Origin of the sequence: Streptomyces sp. NPDC014891 (assembly GCF_043081085.1) — a bacterium.
Taxonomy (GTDB): Bacteria; Actinomycetota; Actinomycetes; order Streptomycetales; family Streptomycetaceae; genus Streptomyces.
The window spans coordinates 520,859-537,032 of the sequence record NZ_JBIBWF010000004.1 but is presented as its reverse complement, the minus strand read 5'-3'; the positions used below and the strand labels follow the sequence as shown (position 1 = coordinate 537,032).

15 protein-coding genes are annotated in these 16,174 nt (G+C 76.2%); 12 read left to right on the top strand and 3 right to left on the bottom strand.

Going from position 1 to position 16,174, the window contains the following annotated elements:
• The first annotated feature begins 35 nt into the window (after positions 1-35).
• The 12 genes from ACF09E_RS14335 to ACF09E_RS14280 all read left to right on the top strand — a co-directional run bounded on the left by ACF09E_RS14335 (position 36) and on the right by ACF09E_RS14280 (position 12,368).
• Positions 36-476 carry a phage tail protein gene (locus ACF09E_RS14335; RefSeq protein ID WP_053640843.1) on the top strand — a complete coding sequence of 147 codons (441 nt, stop codon included), beginning with the start codon at positions 36-38 and terminating at the stop codon, positions 474-476.
• Positions 473-976 (top strand): hypothetical protein, encoded by a 504-nt coding sequence (locus tag ACF09E_RS14330; RefSeq protein WP_392205458.1) that lies wholly within the window; start codon positions 473-475, stop codon positions 974-976. The genes ACF09E_RS14335 and ACF09E_RS14330 overlap by 4 nt, the downstream gene beginning before the upstream one ends.
• Entirely contained in the window at positions 973-1,131 is a 159-nt protein-coding gene (locus ACF09E_RS14325; protein ID WP_163014002.1) for a DUF6760 family protein, read from the top strand. The genes ACF09E_RS14330 and ACF09E_RS14325 overlap by 4 nt, the downstream gene beginning before the upstream one ends.
• 214 nt (positions 1,132-1,345) lie before the next feature.
• The gene (locus tag ACF09E_RS14320; protein WP_392205457.1) at positions 1,346-4,264 is read left to right on the top strand and encodes a hypothetical protein; all 2,919 of its coding nucleotides are present in this window, start codon (positions 1,346-1,348) and stop codon (positions 4,262-4,264) included.
• Positions 4,265-4,298: 34 nt separating this feature from the next.
• The gene (locus ACF09E_RS14315; protein WP_329857183.1) at positions 4,299-4,724 is read left to right on the top strand and encodes a phage tail protein; all 426 of its coding nucleotides are present in this window, start codon (positions 4,299-4,301) and stop codon (positions 4,722-4,724) included.
• A 68-nt stretch (positions 4,725-4,792) separates the two neighbouring features.
• Complete coding sequence (locus ACF09E_RS14310) at positions 4,793-5,515, top strand: LysM peptidoglycan-binding domain-containing protein (RefSeq protein WP_392205456.1); 723 nt, start codon at positions 4,793-4,795, stop codon at positions 5,513-5,515.
• Positions 5,512-7,335: a VgrG-related protein gene (locus tag ACF09E_RS14305; protein ID WP_392205455.1), complete on the top strand. Its 1,824-nt coding sequence runs from the start codon at positions 5,512-5,514 to the stop codon at positions 7,333-7,335. Before ACF09E_RS14310 ends, ACF09E_RS14305 begins: the two co-directional genes overlap by 4 nt.
• A gap of 33 nt (positions 7,336-7,368) precedes the next feature.
• Positions 7,369-7,686 (top strand): PAAR domain-containing protein, encoded by a 318-nt coding sequence (locus tag ACF09E_RS14300; protein ID WP_392205454.1) that lies wholly within the window; start codon positions 7,369-7,371, stop codon positions 7,684-7,686.
• Positions 7,687-7,783: 97 nt separating this feature from the next.
• Positions 7,784-8,206 carry a GPW/gp25 family protein gene (locus tag ACF09E_RS14295; RefSeq protein WP_392205453.1) on the top strand — a complete coding sequence of 141 codons (423 nt, stop codon included), beginning with the start codon at positions 7,784-7,786 and terminating at the stop codon, positions 8,204-8,206.
• On the top strand, positions 8,206-10,164 hold the full coding sequence (locus tag ACF09E_RS14290; RefSeq protein WP_392205452.1) for a putative baseplate assembly protein: 1,959 nt from the start codon (positions 8,206-8,208) through the stop codon (positions 10,162-10,164). Before ACF09E_RS14295 ends, ACF09E_RS14290 begins: the two co-directional genes overlap by 1 nt.
• The gene (locus ACF09E_RS14285) at positions 10,161-10,730 is read left to right on the top strand and encodes a phage tail protein (protein ID WP_392205451.1); all 570 of its coding nucleotides are present in this window, start codon (positions 10,161-10,163) and stop codon (positions 10,728-10,730) included. Before ACF09E_RS14290 ends, ACF09E_RS14285 begins: the two co-directional genes overlap by 4 nt.
• A gap of 1,116 nt (positions 10,731-11,846) precedes the next feature.
• On the top strand, positions 11,847-12,368 hold the full coding sequence (locus ACF09E_RS14280; RefSeq protein ID WP_392205450.1) for an NADase-type glycan-binding domain-containing protein: 522 nt from the start codon (positions 11,847-11,849) through the stop codon (positions 12,366-12,368).
• A 111-nt stretch (positions 12,369-12,479) separates the two neighbouring features.
• Here ACF09E_RS14280 and ACF09E_RS14275 read toward each other — a convergent pair whose 3' ends face one another.
• From ACF09E_RS14275 to ACF09E_RS14265, 3 genes are all read right to left on the bottom strand, one after another.
• Positions 12,480-14,318: a N,N-dimethylformamidase beta subunit family domain-containing protein gene (locus ACF09E_RS14275; protein WP_392205657.1), complete on the bottom strand. Its 1,839-nt coding sequence runs from the start codon at positions 14,316-14,318 to the stop codon at positions 12,480-12,482.
• A gap of 65 nt (positions 14,319-14,383) precedes the next feature.
• Entirely contained in the window at positions 14,384-15,784 is a 1,401-nt protein-coding gene (locus ACF09E_RS14270) for a condensation domain-containing protein (RefSeq protein WP_392205656.1), read from the bottom strand.
• A gap of 65 nt (positions 15,785-15,849) precedes the next feature.
• Positions 15,850-16,074 carry a phosphopantetheine-binding protein gene (locus ACF09E_RS14265; protein WP_392205449.1) on the bottom strand — a complete coding sequence of 75 codons (225 nt, stop codon included), beginning with the start codon at positions 16,072-16,074 and terminating at the stop codon, positions 15,850-15,852.
• Positions 16,075-16,174 lie beyond the last annotated feature (100 nt).

Genomic DNA, 16,174 nt, shown 5'->3' with positions numbered 1-16,174 from the left:
CGGTCGCACACGCAAGGAAAGGTCGACAGACAGACATGGCAACGGGCGATGCACTCTCCACCCACGTCTTCGGCGTGCAGCTCGGCGGATACCTCGTGGAGTCCATCCAGGAGATCAGCGGCTTCACCGTCGAAGAGGACGTCGTAGAGGTCAAGCAGGTCACCGCCGAGGGCAAGCAGATCATCCGCAAGCAGCCGGGCGCCCGGCAGGCCGGCGAGATCACGATCACCCGCGGGCTCGACCAGAGCAGCGAGTTCACCAAGTGGATCAAGGAGACCCTGAACAACGGGGCCGTCAACTCCGCTCGGCAGAATCTGACCATCGAGATCAAGGACACCGAGGGCACCACGGTGCGCCGCATCCAGCTCATGCAGGGATGGGCGTCCAAGTGGGAGGGCCCGTCGCTGAAGGCGGGCGAGTCCTCCCCGGCCACCGAGTCCGTCACGATCGTGTTCGAGGAGATCGTCGTCGAATGAGGCGCCGCACCGTGACGGCGGGCAACCTGGAGGAGATCCTCCAGCTGACGGAGCCCGACCGGGCGCAGGAGCAGCAGGCCGCGCCCCCGGCAGCCGCCCCGCAGCCCCCGCCGCGCCAGGAGGGCGACGGGCTGCGCACGGAGTTCGAGTTCGAGCTCCCGCGCGGATACGTGGACGAGGCGGGCACGGTGCACCGGCACGGCGCCATGCGCCTGGCCACCGCCCGCGACGAGCTGCGGCCCCAGATCGACCTGCGGGTCAAGGAGAACCCGGCCTATCTGAGCGTGGTCCTGCTGAGCCAGGTGATCACCCGGCTCGGCGGCGTCACCGACGTGCACGCCGGGATCGTCGAGCGGATGTACGCCACCGACGTGGCGTTCCTCCAGGACTTCTACCGCCGCGTCAACAGCGAGGGCCACACCCGCGCGGCGGTCACCTGCCCGCACTGCGAGGGCGGCTTCGAGGTCGACCTCTCGGGTGGGCGCCTGGGGGAATCGTGACGTACGCCCTTCCCCGCCTGCGGGAGGAGATCGCGTACATCGCCTACCACTTCCACTGGCAGCGCGAGGAGATCCTCGACCTCACCCACGGCGAACGACAGCAGTGGGTGGCCGAGATCGCCCGCATCAACACCCGCATGAACGAAGGCGGCTGAGCACATGGCATGGCGGGACAGGCTGCGCCGCGGCGGTACGGCCGACCGCACGGGCGCCGGGCCGGGCACGTCCGGCGGCTCCGGCGGTCCGGGCACGTCCGGTGGTCCCGGCCCGTCCGGGGGCGCCACCGGTGCCAGTGCTTCCGGTGATTCCGGCGGTCCTGGGCCGTCCCGGGGCTCCGGCGTGTCCGGCGGCGCCCCGGACCCCTCTGCCGTGCCCGGCGACTGGGACGGCGGCTGGCGGCGTGCCGCACCGCCGCTCCTGACCCTCTCCCGCGCGCCCCTGGGCGTGAGCGACGGCCTCGCCTTCCGCTCCGGCCTCGCCGCCTGGCAGAACCCGTCCTTCGACAGCGGCATGGGCCACGCCCTGCTGCCCACGGCTCCGACGGGCCTGGTGCACGGGGCGACCCGCCGGGCCACGCCCCGCACCACCGACTCCGGCGGAGGGCCGCTGCTGCTGCGCGCGGTCCGCGCGGACGGGACTCCCGAAGCCTCCTCGCACGCCCCGGCGGCCCCGGACTCCGGCACGGCGGCCCGCCCGTCGCCAGGCGGCCGCGGTACGGCGGCCCCCTCGTCGCCCGGTGGTACGCGCGGCACCGCCATGGCATCCGGAGGGCGGAGCGCGAGCGGTCGTCCGGCGAGCCGCGACCTGTCCCTCACGACGTCCCCTGCGGTGCTCTCTCCACCGGAGCCGGCCGCCGTCCAACGCGCCGCCGCCCCCGCCGGCGGGGGCGGCACCCCGGCCACGGCCCCTGCCCCACTGGTCCGACGGGTCGCGGTGGTCCCCGTCGCCCCGCGCACCCACGAGACGCCGGCCCCGCGCACCCGCGAGGCGTCCGCTCCCCGGCCCGCGAGCGGCGCCCCGGCACGGACGACCGCGACCGCGACGGGCGCGGCCCGCGAGCTCTCGCCCCGCGTCAAGGGCGGGGCCCGGGGGAGTACGGCACGGGAAGGCTCCACGGCGAGCGGGGCACGGGTCGCCCCCGGCGGCGGCCGACCGGAGCCCTCGTCCCCTCCCGTCGTCCGCCCCCGACCGGTCGGGGCCCCGCTGACGGTCGCCCGCCGCGTGCCGGGGAGCGCCCGCCCGGTGCCCGCGCTCCGGCCCGCCGCCCCGGCGGCACCGCCCCGCCAGGACAGGGCGACTCCGGCCACGGACGCGCTCCCCGCCACCGCTCCCGGGCGCGCCGAACCGACCGGGACGGCGGCCCCCGACCCGGCCTCGCCGAGTCCCGCCGTCCAGCGCGCCGCCGCCCGGACGGTCCTGGGCGCCCCCCTGACCGAACTGCCGTCGACCGCGAGCACCACCCCGACGAGCGGCATCCCGTCCCCCGCGCCGGGCGGGGGAGGAGTCCAGGGCCCGGGACTCCCCCTCGTGCAGCGGCAGGCCGAGGGCACCTCCCGGGACACGTCCGGCGCTTCCGCCTCCGACCCGGTGTCCCCCGGACGTCCGGGAGCGCGGGCGCGCGGCGGCCTGGGCGCACCCCTGTCCGCGATGCCGCCCAGTGCGACCCCGCCCGCCGGTTCCACCGGTTCCGGCGCCCGGCCCGGCCGCCCCGCACCCGGCCCCGGCGTCCAGCGCGCCCCGGCCTCGCCCGCCGGAGAACGGCCCTCGCCCGCCGCGCCCGAGGCTCCGTTGCTGGGGGCGACCGACGTGCAACGCCGCCTCACGGACCACCCGGCGTCCCCGGCGGCCGACCGCACGGACCGTACGTCGGGCGGCGCCCCCGTCGTACGTACTCCGGGCTCCGCCGCGCCGCCCTCCGGGAGCGCTCCGCAACGCGCCGCGAGCCGCGACGCCGTACGCCCGCACCCGGCCTCCGGCGGCTCCGGCTCCACCGCTCCCGTTCCGGTCGTCGTGGCCCGTGCCGTGTCCGGACCGGGTACGCAGGCCTCCGGCGCGGCGCCCGGGTCCGGCGGCGACCGGTCGGGGACGGCCGGACCGCCGCCGACCCCAGGACCCGCGAGCGCCACCGGATCGAAGTCGACCGCCGGATCGAAGCCGCCCGCCGGGCCTCAGACGGGTACCGGCCCGAAGCCGATCACCGCCGTGCGGACGGCCGGCGGACCGTCCCCGTCGGGGACCGTCGGCGCCTCCGGCACTCCCGGGACCGGTCCGCGCCCCACGGCCGGCTCCGCGTCCCGGGTCGGGACCGGCGGCGGGCGTCCGGCGTTCGCCCCGTACCTCGGGAGCGCGGCGAACGGGCCCGTTCCGGTGGCGCGGCGTACGCTCGCGCTGCTCCCGGCCCGCCCCCTCACGCTCAGCACCGGGGCCGCCGACGGCCTGGCCCCGTCCGCCGCGTCCCGCGCGGTCAGCGGCCCTCCCGTGGTGGCGGCGCGCTGGAACACGGCGCGGGACGCCCCGGGCGGGCCGGCCCCCGCGTCGGCCCCCGGCGGTGGCACCTCGGCGCCCGTACAGCGCGCCGTGTCGGCATCCGTACGAGGGTCCGGAACCGCGTCCGCACCGCGAGCCGCGGCGCCGACTCGCGGATTCCCGGCGTCCGGCTCCGTACCTCCGCCGTCCACCCGCCCGGACGCGCCGGGGCCCTTCGCCGCGCCGACCGTCCAGCGCGCCGCCACCGCCCCGGGGCCGTGGCACGCCGACGGGGGAGCGGCGACGGGCGCCCCGGCAGCCGGGGCGCGGGTCCCGGTCGTCACGCCCGCTCCTCCGGGCGGAGGCGCGTCCGCCGCCCCGGCCCGCTCCCTCCCGGTCGCGCCTCCGCAGGCTCCTCCCGTGGCGCACGGCCCGTCCGCTCCGGGGACGCCGGCGCCCGGTGCGCCCGTCCCCGTGGTGCGGCCCCGCAGCGTGCCCCCGGCCGCCGCCTCGACGGGTGGCGGCGCGGCGCCCCGGATCCAGCGCGCCGTACCGGACACCGGCGGGAGCGCGTCCGCCGCCCCGGCCGTCCCGGTGAAGGCGGTCTCCGCCCGCGGGAAGCAGGCGTCGTCCGCCGCGCCGGCGGCCGCCGGCCGGGGCACGGGCCGGACCACCGGGCGCGACGCCGAACCGGCGCAGGACCCGGGTCTCGACCTGGACGACCTCGCGCGACGGCTGCTCGACCCGATGGCCCGCCTCCTGCGCACCGAACTGCGGCGCGGCCGGGAACGCTCGGGCCGCCCCTTCGACGGACGCCGCTGAGCGCACGACACGGCACGGAACGGATAACGGATCAATGACGGACAACATCTTCGCGAGCAGCGTGTTCTTCCGGCTCGCGATCGGCGGCAACGACCTGGGCGCCTTCCACACCTGCTCCGGCATGGGCGCCGAAGTGGAGATGGAGAGCTACGCGGAGGGCGGCAACAACGGCTTCACCTGGCAGCTGCCCGGCCGCGTGAGCTGGTCGAACATCACCCTGACCCGGCCGGTCACCGCCGACACCGCGAAGATCGCCCGCTGGCTCGACGAGACGCTGAAGCGCGTGGAGCCCAAGGACGGCGAGATCGTCGCCCTCCGCCCCGACCTGAGCCGGATCATCAGCTGGCAGGTCTTCGGGATCGTCCCGGTGCGCTGGCAGGGCCCGTCCTTCGACCCCAGCAGTTCGCAGGCGGCGGTGGAGACCCTGGAGATCGCGCACGAGGGACTCCGCCCCTCCTGACGCCCCGCCCCCCGCCGAGCGTCACCGCCCGTCCCCCCACCCCCGGTTCCCCGGAAAGGATCCCCGTCATGTCCCCAGCGTCCCGAGCCAGTCGGGCCAGGGCCCAGCTCACGCTGAAGGAGCCTCCGGCGTCCGTCGGCGCCAAGCCCGGCGGGACGCTGGCCCGGCTGAACCTCCAGTTCAACCCCTCCACCCTGGAGCTGCGCAAGAGCACCGAGTGGCGGCGCTCGCCCTCCCGGACGGCCGAGGAGTCCTCCCTGCCCGAGTTCGTCGGCAGCGGCCCGCGCGAGCTCAGCCTCGAAGTGTTCCTGGACGCCACCGCCACCCACGACAACTCCGTGGAACAGGCGGTGGAGAAGCTGATGAAGGCATGCGTGCCGACCAAGGCCAGCCTGGGGCGGAAGAAGCCCGCCAGCCCCTGGGTCCGGTTCGAGTGGGGCAGCGCGCGCACCACCTCGTTCGACGGTGTGCTCTCCAGCCTGTCCGTGTCGTACACGCTGTTCGACGTGGACGGAAAGCCGCTGCGCGCCACCTGCCGCCTCTCCATCGAGGAGGCGAGCGTCGGCCCCGGCGGACAGAACCCGACGTCCGGCTCGCGCACCGGACGCAGCACGCACGTCGTCGTGGCCGGCGACAGCCTGGCCCTGCTCGCCTGGCGGGAGTACGGCGACGCGACGGCCTGGCGGGTCATCGCGGAGGCCAACGACATCGACGACCCGATGGCACTCGTGCCCGGCACCGAACTCGTCGTACCGGCACTGACCGACGCGGGCGCCGAGGAGGAGCGATGAGCGGCGGAGGGCGCGACGGCCGGTCGTTCGCCGCGGACCCGATCGTCGAGACGCCCGGCGAACTGCCGCCGGTCTGGGCGGCCCAGCTGGTGAGCTGCGTGATCGACGAGAACGTGGGGCTGCCCGACGCGGCGGTGCTCACCTACCGCGACCCCGACCACGAGTTCCTGCGCAAGACCGGCATCACCATCGGCACCCCGCTCCGGGTCTCCGTCGTCACCGTGACCGGGCAGGCCCGCGAGCGGCTGTTCAACGGCGAGGTGACGGCCCTGGAGGCGGACCGGGACCGCACCGGTTCGTTCACCGTGCTCCGCGCCTACTCCACGGCGCACCGGCTCCAGCGCGGCCGGAAGGTGGTGGCGTACCGGAACATGACGGCGGCGGCCATCGTCCGCAAGGTGGCCGCCGGGGCCGGCCTGGCCTGCGGCACCGTCGAGGCCGCGCCCGTCACCTACCGGCAGCTGTCCCAGGCGAACGTCTCCGACTGGGAGTTCCTCCAGTACCTGGCCGCCGAGAGCGGCGCGCTGGTGCGCGTCGACGACAAGGGGCTGCTCCAGTTCACCAAGCCCCGGAAGGCGTCCGGGGCGCCCTCGCCGACCACCTCGGCCGCCCGCGATCCGCTGGTCCTGGAGTACGGGCGCAACCTCCTCGCCCTGCGGGCCTCCCTGTCGGCGGCGGACGGGGCGCAGCAGGTGGAGGTGCGCGGCTGGGACGTCACCACCAAGCGGCCGCTGGTGGCCCGGAAGCCCTCCGTCGACAGCGACACGGTCGTACCGGGCCTGAGCCCGGCGCTCGCCGCCCGGTTCGGCAAGGCGTCCAAGGTCACCGTCACCGACACCCCGTACCGCACCCAGGCCGAGACGAAGGCGGTCGCGGACGCGGTCGCCGGGCAGGTCAGTGCCGGATTCGGCGAGCTGGAGGCGGTGGTCGAGGGCAATCCGCTGCTGCGCGCGGGCAAGCCCGTGGCGCTCGGGAACGTCGGAGGGGCGTTCTCCGGCAAGTACACGGCCACCGCCGTGCAGCACGTCCTCGAACCGCACGGCGGCTACCGCACGACCGTGTGGGTGAGCGCCAGCCCCGACCGCTCCCTGACCGGACTGGTCACCGGGGCCAACGCGCCGTCCCGGGGGCCGCGCATGCCGGGCCTGGCGATCGGCGTGGTCACGGACGTCCGCGAGACCGGCGGCGCCGAGAGCGGCTCGGTGAGGCTGCGGTTCCCCTGGCTGGACGACACCTATGTCACCGACTGGGTCCGCACGGTGCAGTGGGGCGGCAAGGGCGGCGGCGGAGTGGTGAGCCCCGAGGTCAACGACGAGGTCCTCGTCGGCTTCGAACAGGGCCTGCTCGACAGCCCGTACGTCATCGGCGGGCTCTACAACGGCGTGGACAGGCCCTCGCCGCACGACGTGCCCCTGATCGACAAGACCACCGGCAAGGTCAACCGCCGTTCCCTCGTGTCCCGCTCCGGCCACCGGGTGGAACTGCTCGACGCGCGGGCGCCGGGCCCCTCCGGAGTACGGCTCAGGTCCGCCGACGAGCGCCTGGAGGTCTTCCTCGACGACCGTCGGGACCGGATCGAACTGACCGTGTACCAGGGGCGGAGCCGGCAGGTGCTCAGCTCCGTCGTCCTCGACAAGACGGGCGTCACCGTGGACGCGGGACGCGGCGACGTCAACGTGTCGGGCCGCAACGTCGCCATCAACGGCCGGGTCGGGGTGAAGATCGGCGGCCGCACGGTGGACGTCTCCGGCGCCACCGGCGTCACCGTCGACGGCGGCCTCCTCGCCACCCTCAAGGCCAAGCTCATCCGCATCAACTGACCCTCCGCAGCATGCTCGTGAAAGGAGCTCCGCATGCCCGCCGCCGCCCGGACCGGCGACCCCACCGACCACGGCGGGGTCGTCGCCACCCCGCCGCCCGCCGTCGCGAGGGCGGTGGCGACCGTGCTCATCGGCGGCCGTCCCGCCGCCGTCACCGGCAGCCTGCACACCTGCGTGGTGCCGCCGCACGCCGCCACCGGACCGGCCAACGTGATCCTGCCGAACCCGGCCGGGCTCGCCGGCCGACAGGTCCTCATCGGCGGTCTCCCGGCCGCCCGCGCCCGCGACAGGACGGCCTGCGGCGCGATGATCCTCACCGGGGCGCCCAACGTGCTGATCGGGGGCGTGTGATGGCCGGCGCCGAGCGGCGGCCGGACCGCGGTCCCGCGCACGGGTCCCCGCAGGGCACGGGACCGGCCGCCGCGCACGGCTCCCCGGAGGACGGCCGATGACCGAACGGTTCATCGGCCGGGGCTGGGGATTCCCCCTGCGCGTCGGACCGACCGGAGGCATCGCCCTCGTCGAACGGGAGCGGGAGATCGAGGAGGCCATCCGCCTGGTCCTCGGCACCGCGCCCGGCGAGCGCCCCATGCGCCCCGAGTTCGGCTGCGGCATCCACGAGTACGTCTTCGCGCCCGGCGACGGCGCCACCGCCGGCCGCGTCGCGCGGCAGGTGCGGGAGGCGCTGGAGCGATGGGAGCCGCGGATCACCGTGGACGACGTGGTCGTCGCCTTCGACGCCGTCGAGGACGGCACCCTCTACATCGACGTGCACTACACCCTGCGTTCCACCAACGACCGGCGCAACCTGGTCTTTCCCTTCTACACGATCCCCTCCGAGGAGGGGGCCGAGGAAGCGGGCGCTGACTGATGGCCCTGCCCTCCCCGAACCTGGACGACCGCCGGTTCCAGCAGCTCGTCGACGAGGCGAAGCGGTACGTGCAGCAGCGTGCCCCGGAGTGGACCGACCACAACGTGTCCGACCCGGGCGTCACCCTGATCGAGACGTTCGCCTACCTGGTGGACCAGGTGCTCTACCGGCTCAACCGGGTGCCGGACAAGAACTACCACGCCTTCCTCGACCTGCTCGGCATCCGGCTGTTCCCGCCGACGGCCGCGGCCGCCGAGGTCGACTTCTGGCTGTCCGCCCCGCAGCCCGACACCGTCACGCTGCCGCCCGGCACCGAGGTGACCACCGCGGGCGGCGAGACCGACGACGCCGTCGTCTTCGCCACCACCGGCGAACTGCGCGTCCTGCCCAGCGAGCTGACGCGCCTGGTGACCGCGTGGCGGAGCAGCGAGCAGCACGACAGGACCGGCATGCTCGCCGACGGCCTCGACATCCCCTGCTTCCAGGCCACACCGGAACCCGGCGACGCGCTGCTCTTCGGGCTGCCCACGGCCGTACCCCGCTGCATCGTCGCCGTACGCCTCGACAGCCGCGTCGAGGGCGTCGGTGTCGACCCGCGCCAGCCCCCGCTCGTGTGGGAGGCGTGGAACGGCGCCGGCTGGGAGGCCTGCGAGACCGGCGACGACACCACCGGCGGCCTCAACCGGCCCGGCGAGGTCGTCGTCCACGTGCCCGCCGGACACGTCGCGTCCGTGATCGGCGGCACCCGGGCCGGCTGGCTGCGCTGCCGGGTCACCGAGCCGGAACCGGGCCAGCCCTTCTACTCCGAGTCCCCGACGGTCCGCGAGGCGGAGGTCTTCACCGTCGGCGGCACCATCTCCGCCGAGCACGCGGAGACGGTCACCGACGTACCGCTCGGCACCTCCGAAGGCGTCGCCGGACAGACCTTCCGGCTCGGCCGGCCGCCCGTCCTCCTCGACGCCGGACCGCCCGAGGTCGAGGTGTCCTCCGAGGAGGGCTGGCAACGCTGGGAGGTCGTCGAGCACTTCGGCCGCTCCCGTCCCGCCGACCGGCACGTCCGGGTGGACGCCACCACCGGCGAGTTCGCCTTCCCCCCGGCCCTGCGGGAGCCGGACGGCACCCTGCGGCAGTGCGGGGCCGTCCCGCCCAAGGGCGAACGGATCCGGGTCGCGCGCTACCGCACCGGCGGCGGCCCCGCGGGCAACGTCGCCCGGGGCGCGATCTCCGTCCTGCTCAGCTCCGTGCCGTACGTCGCCCGGGTCGGCAACCGGGAGGCGGCGCGCGGCGGGGTCGCGGGCGAGAGCGTGCACAACGCCCGGCTGCGCGCCCCCGAGGCGCTGCGCATGCAGGACCGCGCGGTGACCGCCGAGGACTACGAGATCATCAGCCGCCAGGCCGCGCCCTCGGTGCGCCGGGTGCGCTGCCTGCCGGCCGCGGACACGGCGGGCGCGGTCCGGGTCCTCGTGGTGCCGGACGCCGTCGCCGACGAGGGCGACGACCGGCTCCGCTTCGAGCAGCTCATCCCCGGCGAGCAGGTCCTTGCGGCGATCACCGCGAGCCTCGACGAACGGCGCCTGATCGGCACCCGCCTCGTGGTGGAGCCGCCCGTCTACCAGGGCGTCACCGTCGTCGCCCGCCTGTCCGCCGCCCCGGGCGACACGGACGCGGTCCGCACCGCCGCCCTGGACGCCCTGTTCCGCCACTTCAACCCGCTGACCGGCGGACCGGACGGCACCGGCTGGCCGTTCGGGCGACCCGTCCAGTACGGCGAGGTCTTCGGCGTCCTGCAACGCGCCACCGGCGACGCGCTGGTCGAGGAGATCCGGCTCTTCCCCGCCGACCCGGTCACCGGCCGGCGCGGCGCCCCGGCCGACCGCATCGACGTCGGCCCCGGCTCCCTGGTCTTCTCCTACCAGCACCAGGTGGTCGTGACCCCCCGCGAAGCGGAGGCACGATGAACCGCGCCGCGATCCCCGGGCTGCCCAGCCGGCACCCCATCGGGGAGCAGCTGCCCGCCCTCTACGCCGACGACGACCTCGCGCAGCGCCTCACCGCCGGTCTCGACACGGTCCTCGCCCCGGTCTTCTCCACCCTCGACAACCTGCCCGCCTACCTCGATCCCCGGCTGGCGCCGCCGGACTTCCTGGTGTGGCTGGCGTCCTGGGTCGGCGCCGCCGACGATCCGCGCCGACCCATGGAACGGCGCCGCGAGGCCGTCGCGCGCGCGGTGGAGCTGCACCGGTGGCGCGGCACGAAGCGGGGACTCGCCGAGGCCCTGCGGCTCGCCCTGGACGTGCGCACCGAGATCGTCGGCGACGGCGGCGCGGTCTGGTCGGACACCGCCCGCTCCGACCTCCCCCCGGAGCCCGACGCCGAACTGCTCGTACGGGTCGCTCCCGAGGGCGCGCGGGCCGGGCGGGTGGACGTGGACCGGGTCCACGACGTCGTACGGGCGATGTGCCCGGTCCACGTGGCGTTCCGGGTGGAGGTCCTCACCGGCCCGCCCGCCGAGGAAGGGAACTGACGCATGCGCGCGTGTCCTGCGTGCGGGGCCGCCAACGACCCCGCCGACGACTTCTGCGGCAACTGCGGCGCGTACCTGGCCTGGTCGAACGAGCCCGCGCGCCCCGCGACGAGAGGCGGGGCGGAGCCGGACGAGGACGCCGCACCGCCGGGCGGGAGGGCGTCGTCCGGGGGAGCGGGCGAAGCCGGTGCCTCCCCGTCCGGGGAGGCCCCGGTGGCCGCGCCCGCGCCGACGGGGAACGCGGGAGGGGCCGACGCGGCGGGCCCGGCCGTCCGGGGCGGCACCCCGGGCACACCGCCCGCCGGGCCGGACGGCGGGACTCCCGACCGCGCGGCCGCGGCCGGCACGCGCGAGAGGTCAGGAGCCGAGGGGCAGGACGGAACCCGGCGGGAGGGCACCATGTCGACAAGCCCCCCGGCACCGGACGCGCCCGCACCGCACGCCTCCCTACCGGACACCTCGCTGCCGAGTGCCTCCGCACCGCATGCCTCCGCACCGGACGGCGCGGATCCGGACCTTCCGGCTCCGCGCCTACCGGCTCCGGACATCCCGGAACCGGAGAACCCGGCGTCCGTCGCCGAGTCGGCCCGTGCCCGGGTGGTCAGGACCGGCGCGGCCCTCACCCAGGCGGCCCGGAACCGGATCACCCGGGCCCGGGGGGCCCAGACCGCGGACGAGGAAGCCCCGGACGAGCCCGCCCAGGACGCCTCGCAGGCCGGCCCGGGGGCGCGACCCGGCTCGGACACGGACTCCGTTCCGGCGACGGCCCCCCGCAGGCCGAGCGCTCCTGCCGTGCCGCCCCGAAGCCCCTCCTCCCCGATCGGCCCGCGCCCGCCCGTCGGCCCGGCTCCCGCCGGCGACCCCATCCTGCCCGTGCTCCCGGCGAAGGCCGTGGCACCGCGTCCGGTCGTGCGTCCGGCGGCGGTGGAGGACGAGGGGAGCGGGCTCGCCTGCCCGGCGTGCGGGACGGCCAACCGGCCGGACCGGCGCTTCTGCCGGCGCTGCGCAGCGGAGTTGAGGCCCGCGCCGAAGGCGGCGCCGCTGCCGTGGTGGCGTACCGTGTGGCCGTTCCGGCGCCGGGCCCGCGCGGGATCGGGGAGGGGCACACGCTTCGTCGTGATCCTCCTGGCCGTGCTCGCGCTGTGCGCCGCCGGGTTCCTCCTGATGCCCGCGGGCCGGGTCCTGATCGAGGACACCCGGGACAAGCTGGGCAAGGCCACGGCCATCACGCCCGAGAGGACCGAGGGAAGCGGAGAGCTGCCCGGGCACCCCGTGACGAACACCACGGACGGCATCAACAACACGTACTGGGCGGCCCCCGGAGCGGGCGCCTCGGTGACGTACACGTTCCGCAAGCCGTTCCGGATGGTCGACCTGATCATCACCAACGGCGCGTCCAAGTCCCCCGAGGAGTACGCCCGTCAGGGACGCGCCCTGCGGATGGACATGGAGGTGACGGCGGCGGACGGCACGCGTCGGACCAAGGAACTCACCCTGAGCGACAAGGCGGGCCCGCAGACGATCCTCACCGGGATCAGCGACGTGAAGACGGTCCGGCTGACGCTCCGTTCCCCCGCCGGCCTGTCTCCGGGAACCCATCTCGCGCTGGCGGAGGTGGAGTTCTTCCAGCGGAGCTGAGGGTCCGTCGCACCGTCCGTACGCGACGGGGGCGGCGCACCGCACCGGAAGGACCCGCCCCGTGGCCTCCCGCTCCCGTGCCCGCTCCGAGCCCCCCTCCGAGCCCCCTCCTCACCTCCCTGGATGGCTGATCAGCCTGTCGTCCTCGGTCACCGCCAGCAGGCGTCCCGCGTACGCGGCGAGGGCCCGTACGGGCGGGAAGGGGGCCGGAGGCGTGGCGGGGGTGAACGGGGCCTCGTCGAGGCTGGGAGGACGGGTGAAGAGACCGTCGGGGGTCGCCGCGTGGAGTCGGGCCCCGAGAACGGTCAGCGTCGATGCCTTGCCCGCGGGGCCCAGCCGTCGCCATGGCGCCTCGAAGTCGCCGGCCGGGCGCCCGTGCAGGGTGTCGTCGTGGGGCGTGACCGCGAACAGGCTGTTGTCGCACATCGCCAGGGCCGTCGTCCCCGTCGGCACCCGGCCGGCCGGGAGCCACGGGGCGGGGCCCGGCACCGGTGCCCGGTGCACCAACCGGTCGTCCGCGGTGACCGCCAGCAGGGCCAGCGGCATCGGGTGGGACGCCTCGCGCGGGGCCGTCAGACAGCGCAGTGCGGGCGAGGAGCCGTCAGCCGGCGGGCACGGCGTCCAGGGGAGGTTCTGCTCGGACGGCTCGCGGTGGAGCAGCGTCCGGCCGTCCTCGGCCACGGCGAAGAGCAACCCCTCGCACGCGGTGAGCGCCCGCAGCCGGGGCGCCGGACCGATGGAGTGCCAGCGCGGGACCGGGACGGCGCCCGAGAGCCGGTCGAGGACGTTGCGCGTGACGCGGTCGACCACCGGATCGTGCAGCGCGCGACCCCAGTTGATGGTCGCGGCGTTGAAGACGGTGCCCGCTCCCGCGCGGAAGACGCCCATGGTCGCCCAGCCGCCCTGCCCGTACGTCCGCCAGTGCCGCAGGTCGGCGGTGGCGAGCACGGCGAACGACCGGGGCGTCCCGTCACGGCCGGTGGCCCGCGGCACCCCGGCCGACCAGTCCAGTTCCGCCGCGTCCGTCTCGTATCCGAGCGTCCCGCGCGCGAAGGTGTCACCGTCGCGCAGCCCGGTGCCCTCGAAGACCCAGTGGTCGGCGAAGCGGACCGTGTACGCCTCGCGGCCGATGACCGCCATCCCGTCGCCCCACGCTCCGGCTCCCTGCCGGAAGCTGACGCCGGTCATCGCGTTCTCCGGCCGGTCGACGGGGGAGCTGGACCACTCGACGGTCGCCCGCGCCGGGTCCACGGCGGCGACCGGATCGGCGAGGGCGTCGCGGTGGCAGACCATCGTGCGGCCCCCGTCCTCCAACCGGATCTGCCACCAGGCGGTGTTCCCGGCGAAGACGGCGAGGTTCCCCCCGCGCCGTACGAACCCCTCGACGGAGTCCCGCATCTCCGCCGTCCAGTACTCGTCGTGCCCGTTCACGACCAGGAGCCGGTAGGGCGCGAGGAGTCCGCCCCCTTCGTGGAGGTCGAAGCCGGAGCAGTACTCGACGGGGCGCCCGGTCCGGTGCAGCCAGCGCAGCAGCGGCTCCTCCCACCGCTCCGGCGGCGGCCCGCCGCCCGGCGCGGCGAGGGGCACCCGTGCGGCCCGGGTGGGCTGCTCCGCGTAGTAGATGCTCCGCCCGGGCTCGCCCGCCCGGTGGTACGCCCGCCACGTCGGGAAGGGGACGGAGACGAGTACGGAGGAGGCGGCGCCCGGCCGCGCGGCCCGTACGACGAACCACACCTCGTGCTCGGCGTCCCGCTCCGGCGCGGGCGTCTCGGGGCGGACGTCGTGGAAGGACGCGCGGTACAGCGAACTCGCCCACGTCTCCGGCACGTCGAGGGTCCAGCCCGACCCCGCGATCTCCGCCTCCGCCACGACCCGCCTCCCCACCACGTCCGTGACGACCACCCGGCCCCGGAACCGGGCCCCGTCGCCCGCCGCCACGTGGAACCGCATCCGTCCGCCCTGCGCACAGGACGTCGAGTCGGCGTGGGCGAGCGGCCGGGGCACCCGCCGGCCGCTCACCCGCGGACCTCCGGTCCCGAGAGGAGCCCGGCCAGCCGGGAGAGCCGAGGCGGCGTGCCGGCGGCGGACGCGACCACGACCTCCTCGATGCCCCGCAGGTGGGCGTGGATCGCCTCCGGTGGCAGATAGGCCGTGTCGGCGGTGAGGGTGACGGTCAGCGCGGCCGCGTCGCCGGTCAGGTGGAGGCAGTAGCGGCATGCCACCCGCTCCTGCGTCGCCGGGAAGTCGACGACGGTGCGGCGGCGCAGCTCCGCCAGCTCCGCGGCCGCGGGTGCCGGACCGGGGGCCGCGGCCCGGTCCACCAGGCGCATGTCGTTGAAGCAGCAGTACGGATGCACCTCGGTGCCCCGGTCGAGGGCCGCCCGTTCCAGCAGCGCGTCCCAGCCGACCGGATCGTAGGCGGCGGCGTGGTAGCCGGCCAGCGCGGCCGGCCACGCCTCGGCCAGCAGATCCGTGAAGACCGCCTCGCCGGCCGCGTCCTCCGGCAGCGGCAGGACGAACAGCGCGTCCTGCGACAGCGTGCTGACCAGGGTCCGCCGCCGCTCCGCCGCCCGGTTGCCCGCGATCGGCATCACCGCGGCGGCCCGGTGTCCCTGGCCGGTCGCGACCAGCGCCGCGGCCGCGGTCAGCAGCACCGTGGAACCGCTCACCCCGTGGGCGACCGCCAGCGCGTCCACGGCGCGCGGAAGGGCCGCCGAGACCAGCCGGCCCGTCCAGAAGCGCGGCCGGAGGGGCTCCGCCACCCGGTCCGCGAACATCGTGGGCGGCACCTGCGCCAGCCCACGCTCCCAGTGGGCGAGCGCCGCGTCGCTCGCCCGGCGCCCCGCCGGACCGTGCTGGTGCCGGGCGAGGTCCAGCGGGGTCTCCGGACATGCCGGCCCGGCCGCCCCGCGCCGGACCAGCAGCCGGAGGTCCCGTACCAGGATCTCGGCGGCATGCCCGTCGGCGGCCAGGTGGCACAGGGCGAGCACCGCGTGGGTGATCCGCCCGCCGCTGCGCACCGCGCCCAGCCGCACCGGCCACTCCCGCGCGTAGTCGAACCGGTGCCGGGACAGCTCTGCCAGCAGCGCCGCGGCCGTCTCTCCGGTCCGGTCCGGGTCGGGCTCGTCGCGCACGACGAGCTCCGCCCGTCCCTCCGGGTGGAGCCGCTGCGCCGGTTCACCCTCCTCGGCGACCACCCGTGTCCGCAGGGCCTCGTGCCGCACCAGCAGGGTGGAGAGCGCCGTGCTGAGGCGGGCGGTGTCCACCGGGGCGCCTCGGTCCGCGAGGGGCAGGACCCGGCCGAGGTTGAAGTAGTGGTCGTTGGGGGCGGTCCGGCCGATCGCGTGCCAGAGGGCGCGCTGCCCCCAGGTGAGGGGGGCGTCGCCCGACCGGCCGCCGGCGAAGGCGACCTCCAGGACCTCGTCCGGGAGGTGGCCGTCCCTCGGTGTGGCCTCCGCAGCGGCGCCGGTGGCGGCGGGGCTCACGGGGTGGCCTCCGCCCCGAGCCGGATCAGCCGCTCGGTGAGCCCGCGCAGGCCGTCGGTGTGCAGTGTGCGGTCGCCGAGGTCGACGAAGACGCCGTACGTCTCCTCCACGGCGTCGGCCAGACGCAGCAGGGAGAGCGAGCTGACGCCGAGGGCGGCGAGCGGCTCGGTGGAGTCGAGCAGTTCCCGCACGCCGATCAGCCCGTCGGTGGACCGCGACACGAGCGCGGCCACCTGGGGCAGGAGTGCCTCCGCGCCGTCGTGGGGGACGGGAGGAGGCGGCGCGTCCGGCACCCTCTCGTCCGACGGCGGTGCCTCCGGC

What these genes read in the sequence shown, in the direction of transcription:
- ACF09E_RS14295 (WP_392205453.1), top strand. Translation starts at nt 7,784, where the DNA reads ATGACCGAACGGTTCATCGGCCGGGGCTGGGGATTCCCCCTGCGCGTC.
- ACF09E_RS14335 (WP_053640843.1), top strand. Translation starts at nt 36, where the DNA reads ATGGCAACGGGCGATGCACTCTCCACCCACGTCTTCGGCGTGCAGCTC.
- ACF09E_RS14290 (WP_392205452.1), top strand. Translation starts at nt 8,206, where the DNA reads ATGGCCCTGCCCTCCCCGAACCTGGACGACCGCCGGTTCCAGCAGCTC.
- ACF09E_RS14275 (WP_392205657.1), bottom strand. Translation starts at nt 14,318, where the DNA reads ATGCGGTTCCACGTGGCGGCGGGCGACGGGGCCCGGTTCCGGGGCCGG.
- ACF09E_RS14315 (WP_329857183.1), top strand. Translation starts at nt 4,299, where the DNA reads ATGACGGACAACATCTTCGCGAGCAGCGTGTTCTTCCGGCTCGCGATC.
- ACF09E_RS14300 (WP_392205454.1), top strand. Translation starts at nt 7,369, where the DNA reads ATGCCCGCCGCCGCCCGGACCGGCGACCCCACCGACCACGGCGGGGTC.
- ACF09E_RS14285 (WP_392205451.1), top strand. Translation starts at nt 10,161, where the DNA reads ATGAACCGCGCCGCGATCCCCGGGCTGCCCAGCCGGCACCCCATCGGG.
- ACF09E_RS14305 (WP_392205455.1), top strand. Translation starts at nt 5,512, where the DNA reads ATGAGCGGCGGAGGGCGCGACGGCCGGTCGTTCGCCGCGGACCCGATC.
- ACF09E_RS14330 (WP_392205458.1), top strand. Translation starts at nt 473, where the DNA reads ATGAGGCGCCGCACCGTGACGGCGGGCAACCTGGAGGAGATCCTCCAG.
- ACF09E_RS14310 (WP_392205456.1), top strand. Translation starts at nt 4,793, where the DNA reads ATGTCCCCAGCGTCCCGAGCCAGTCGGGCCAGGGCCCAGCTCACGCTG.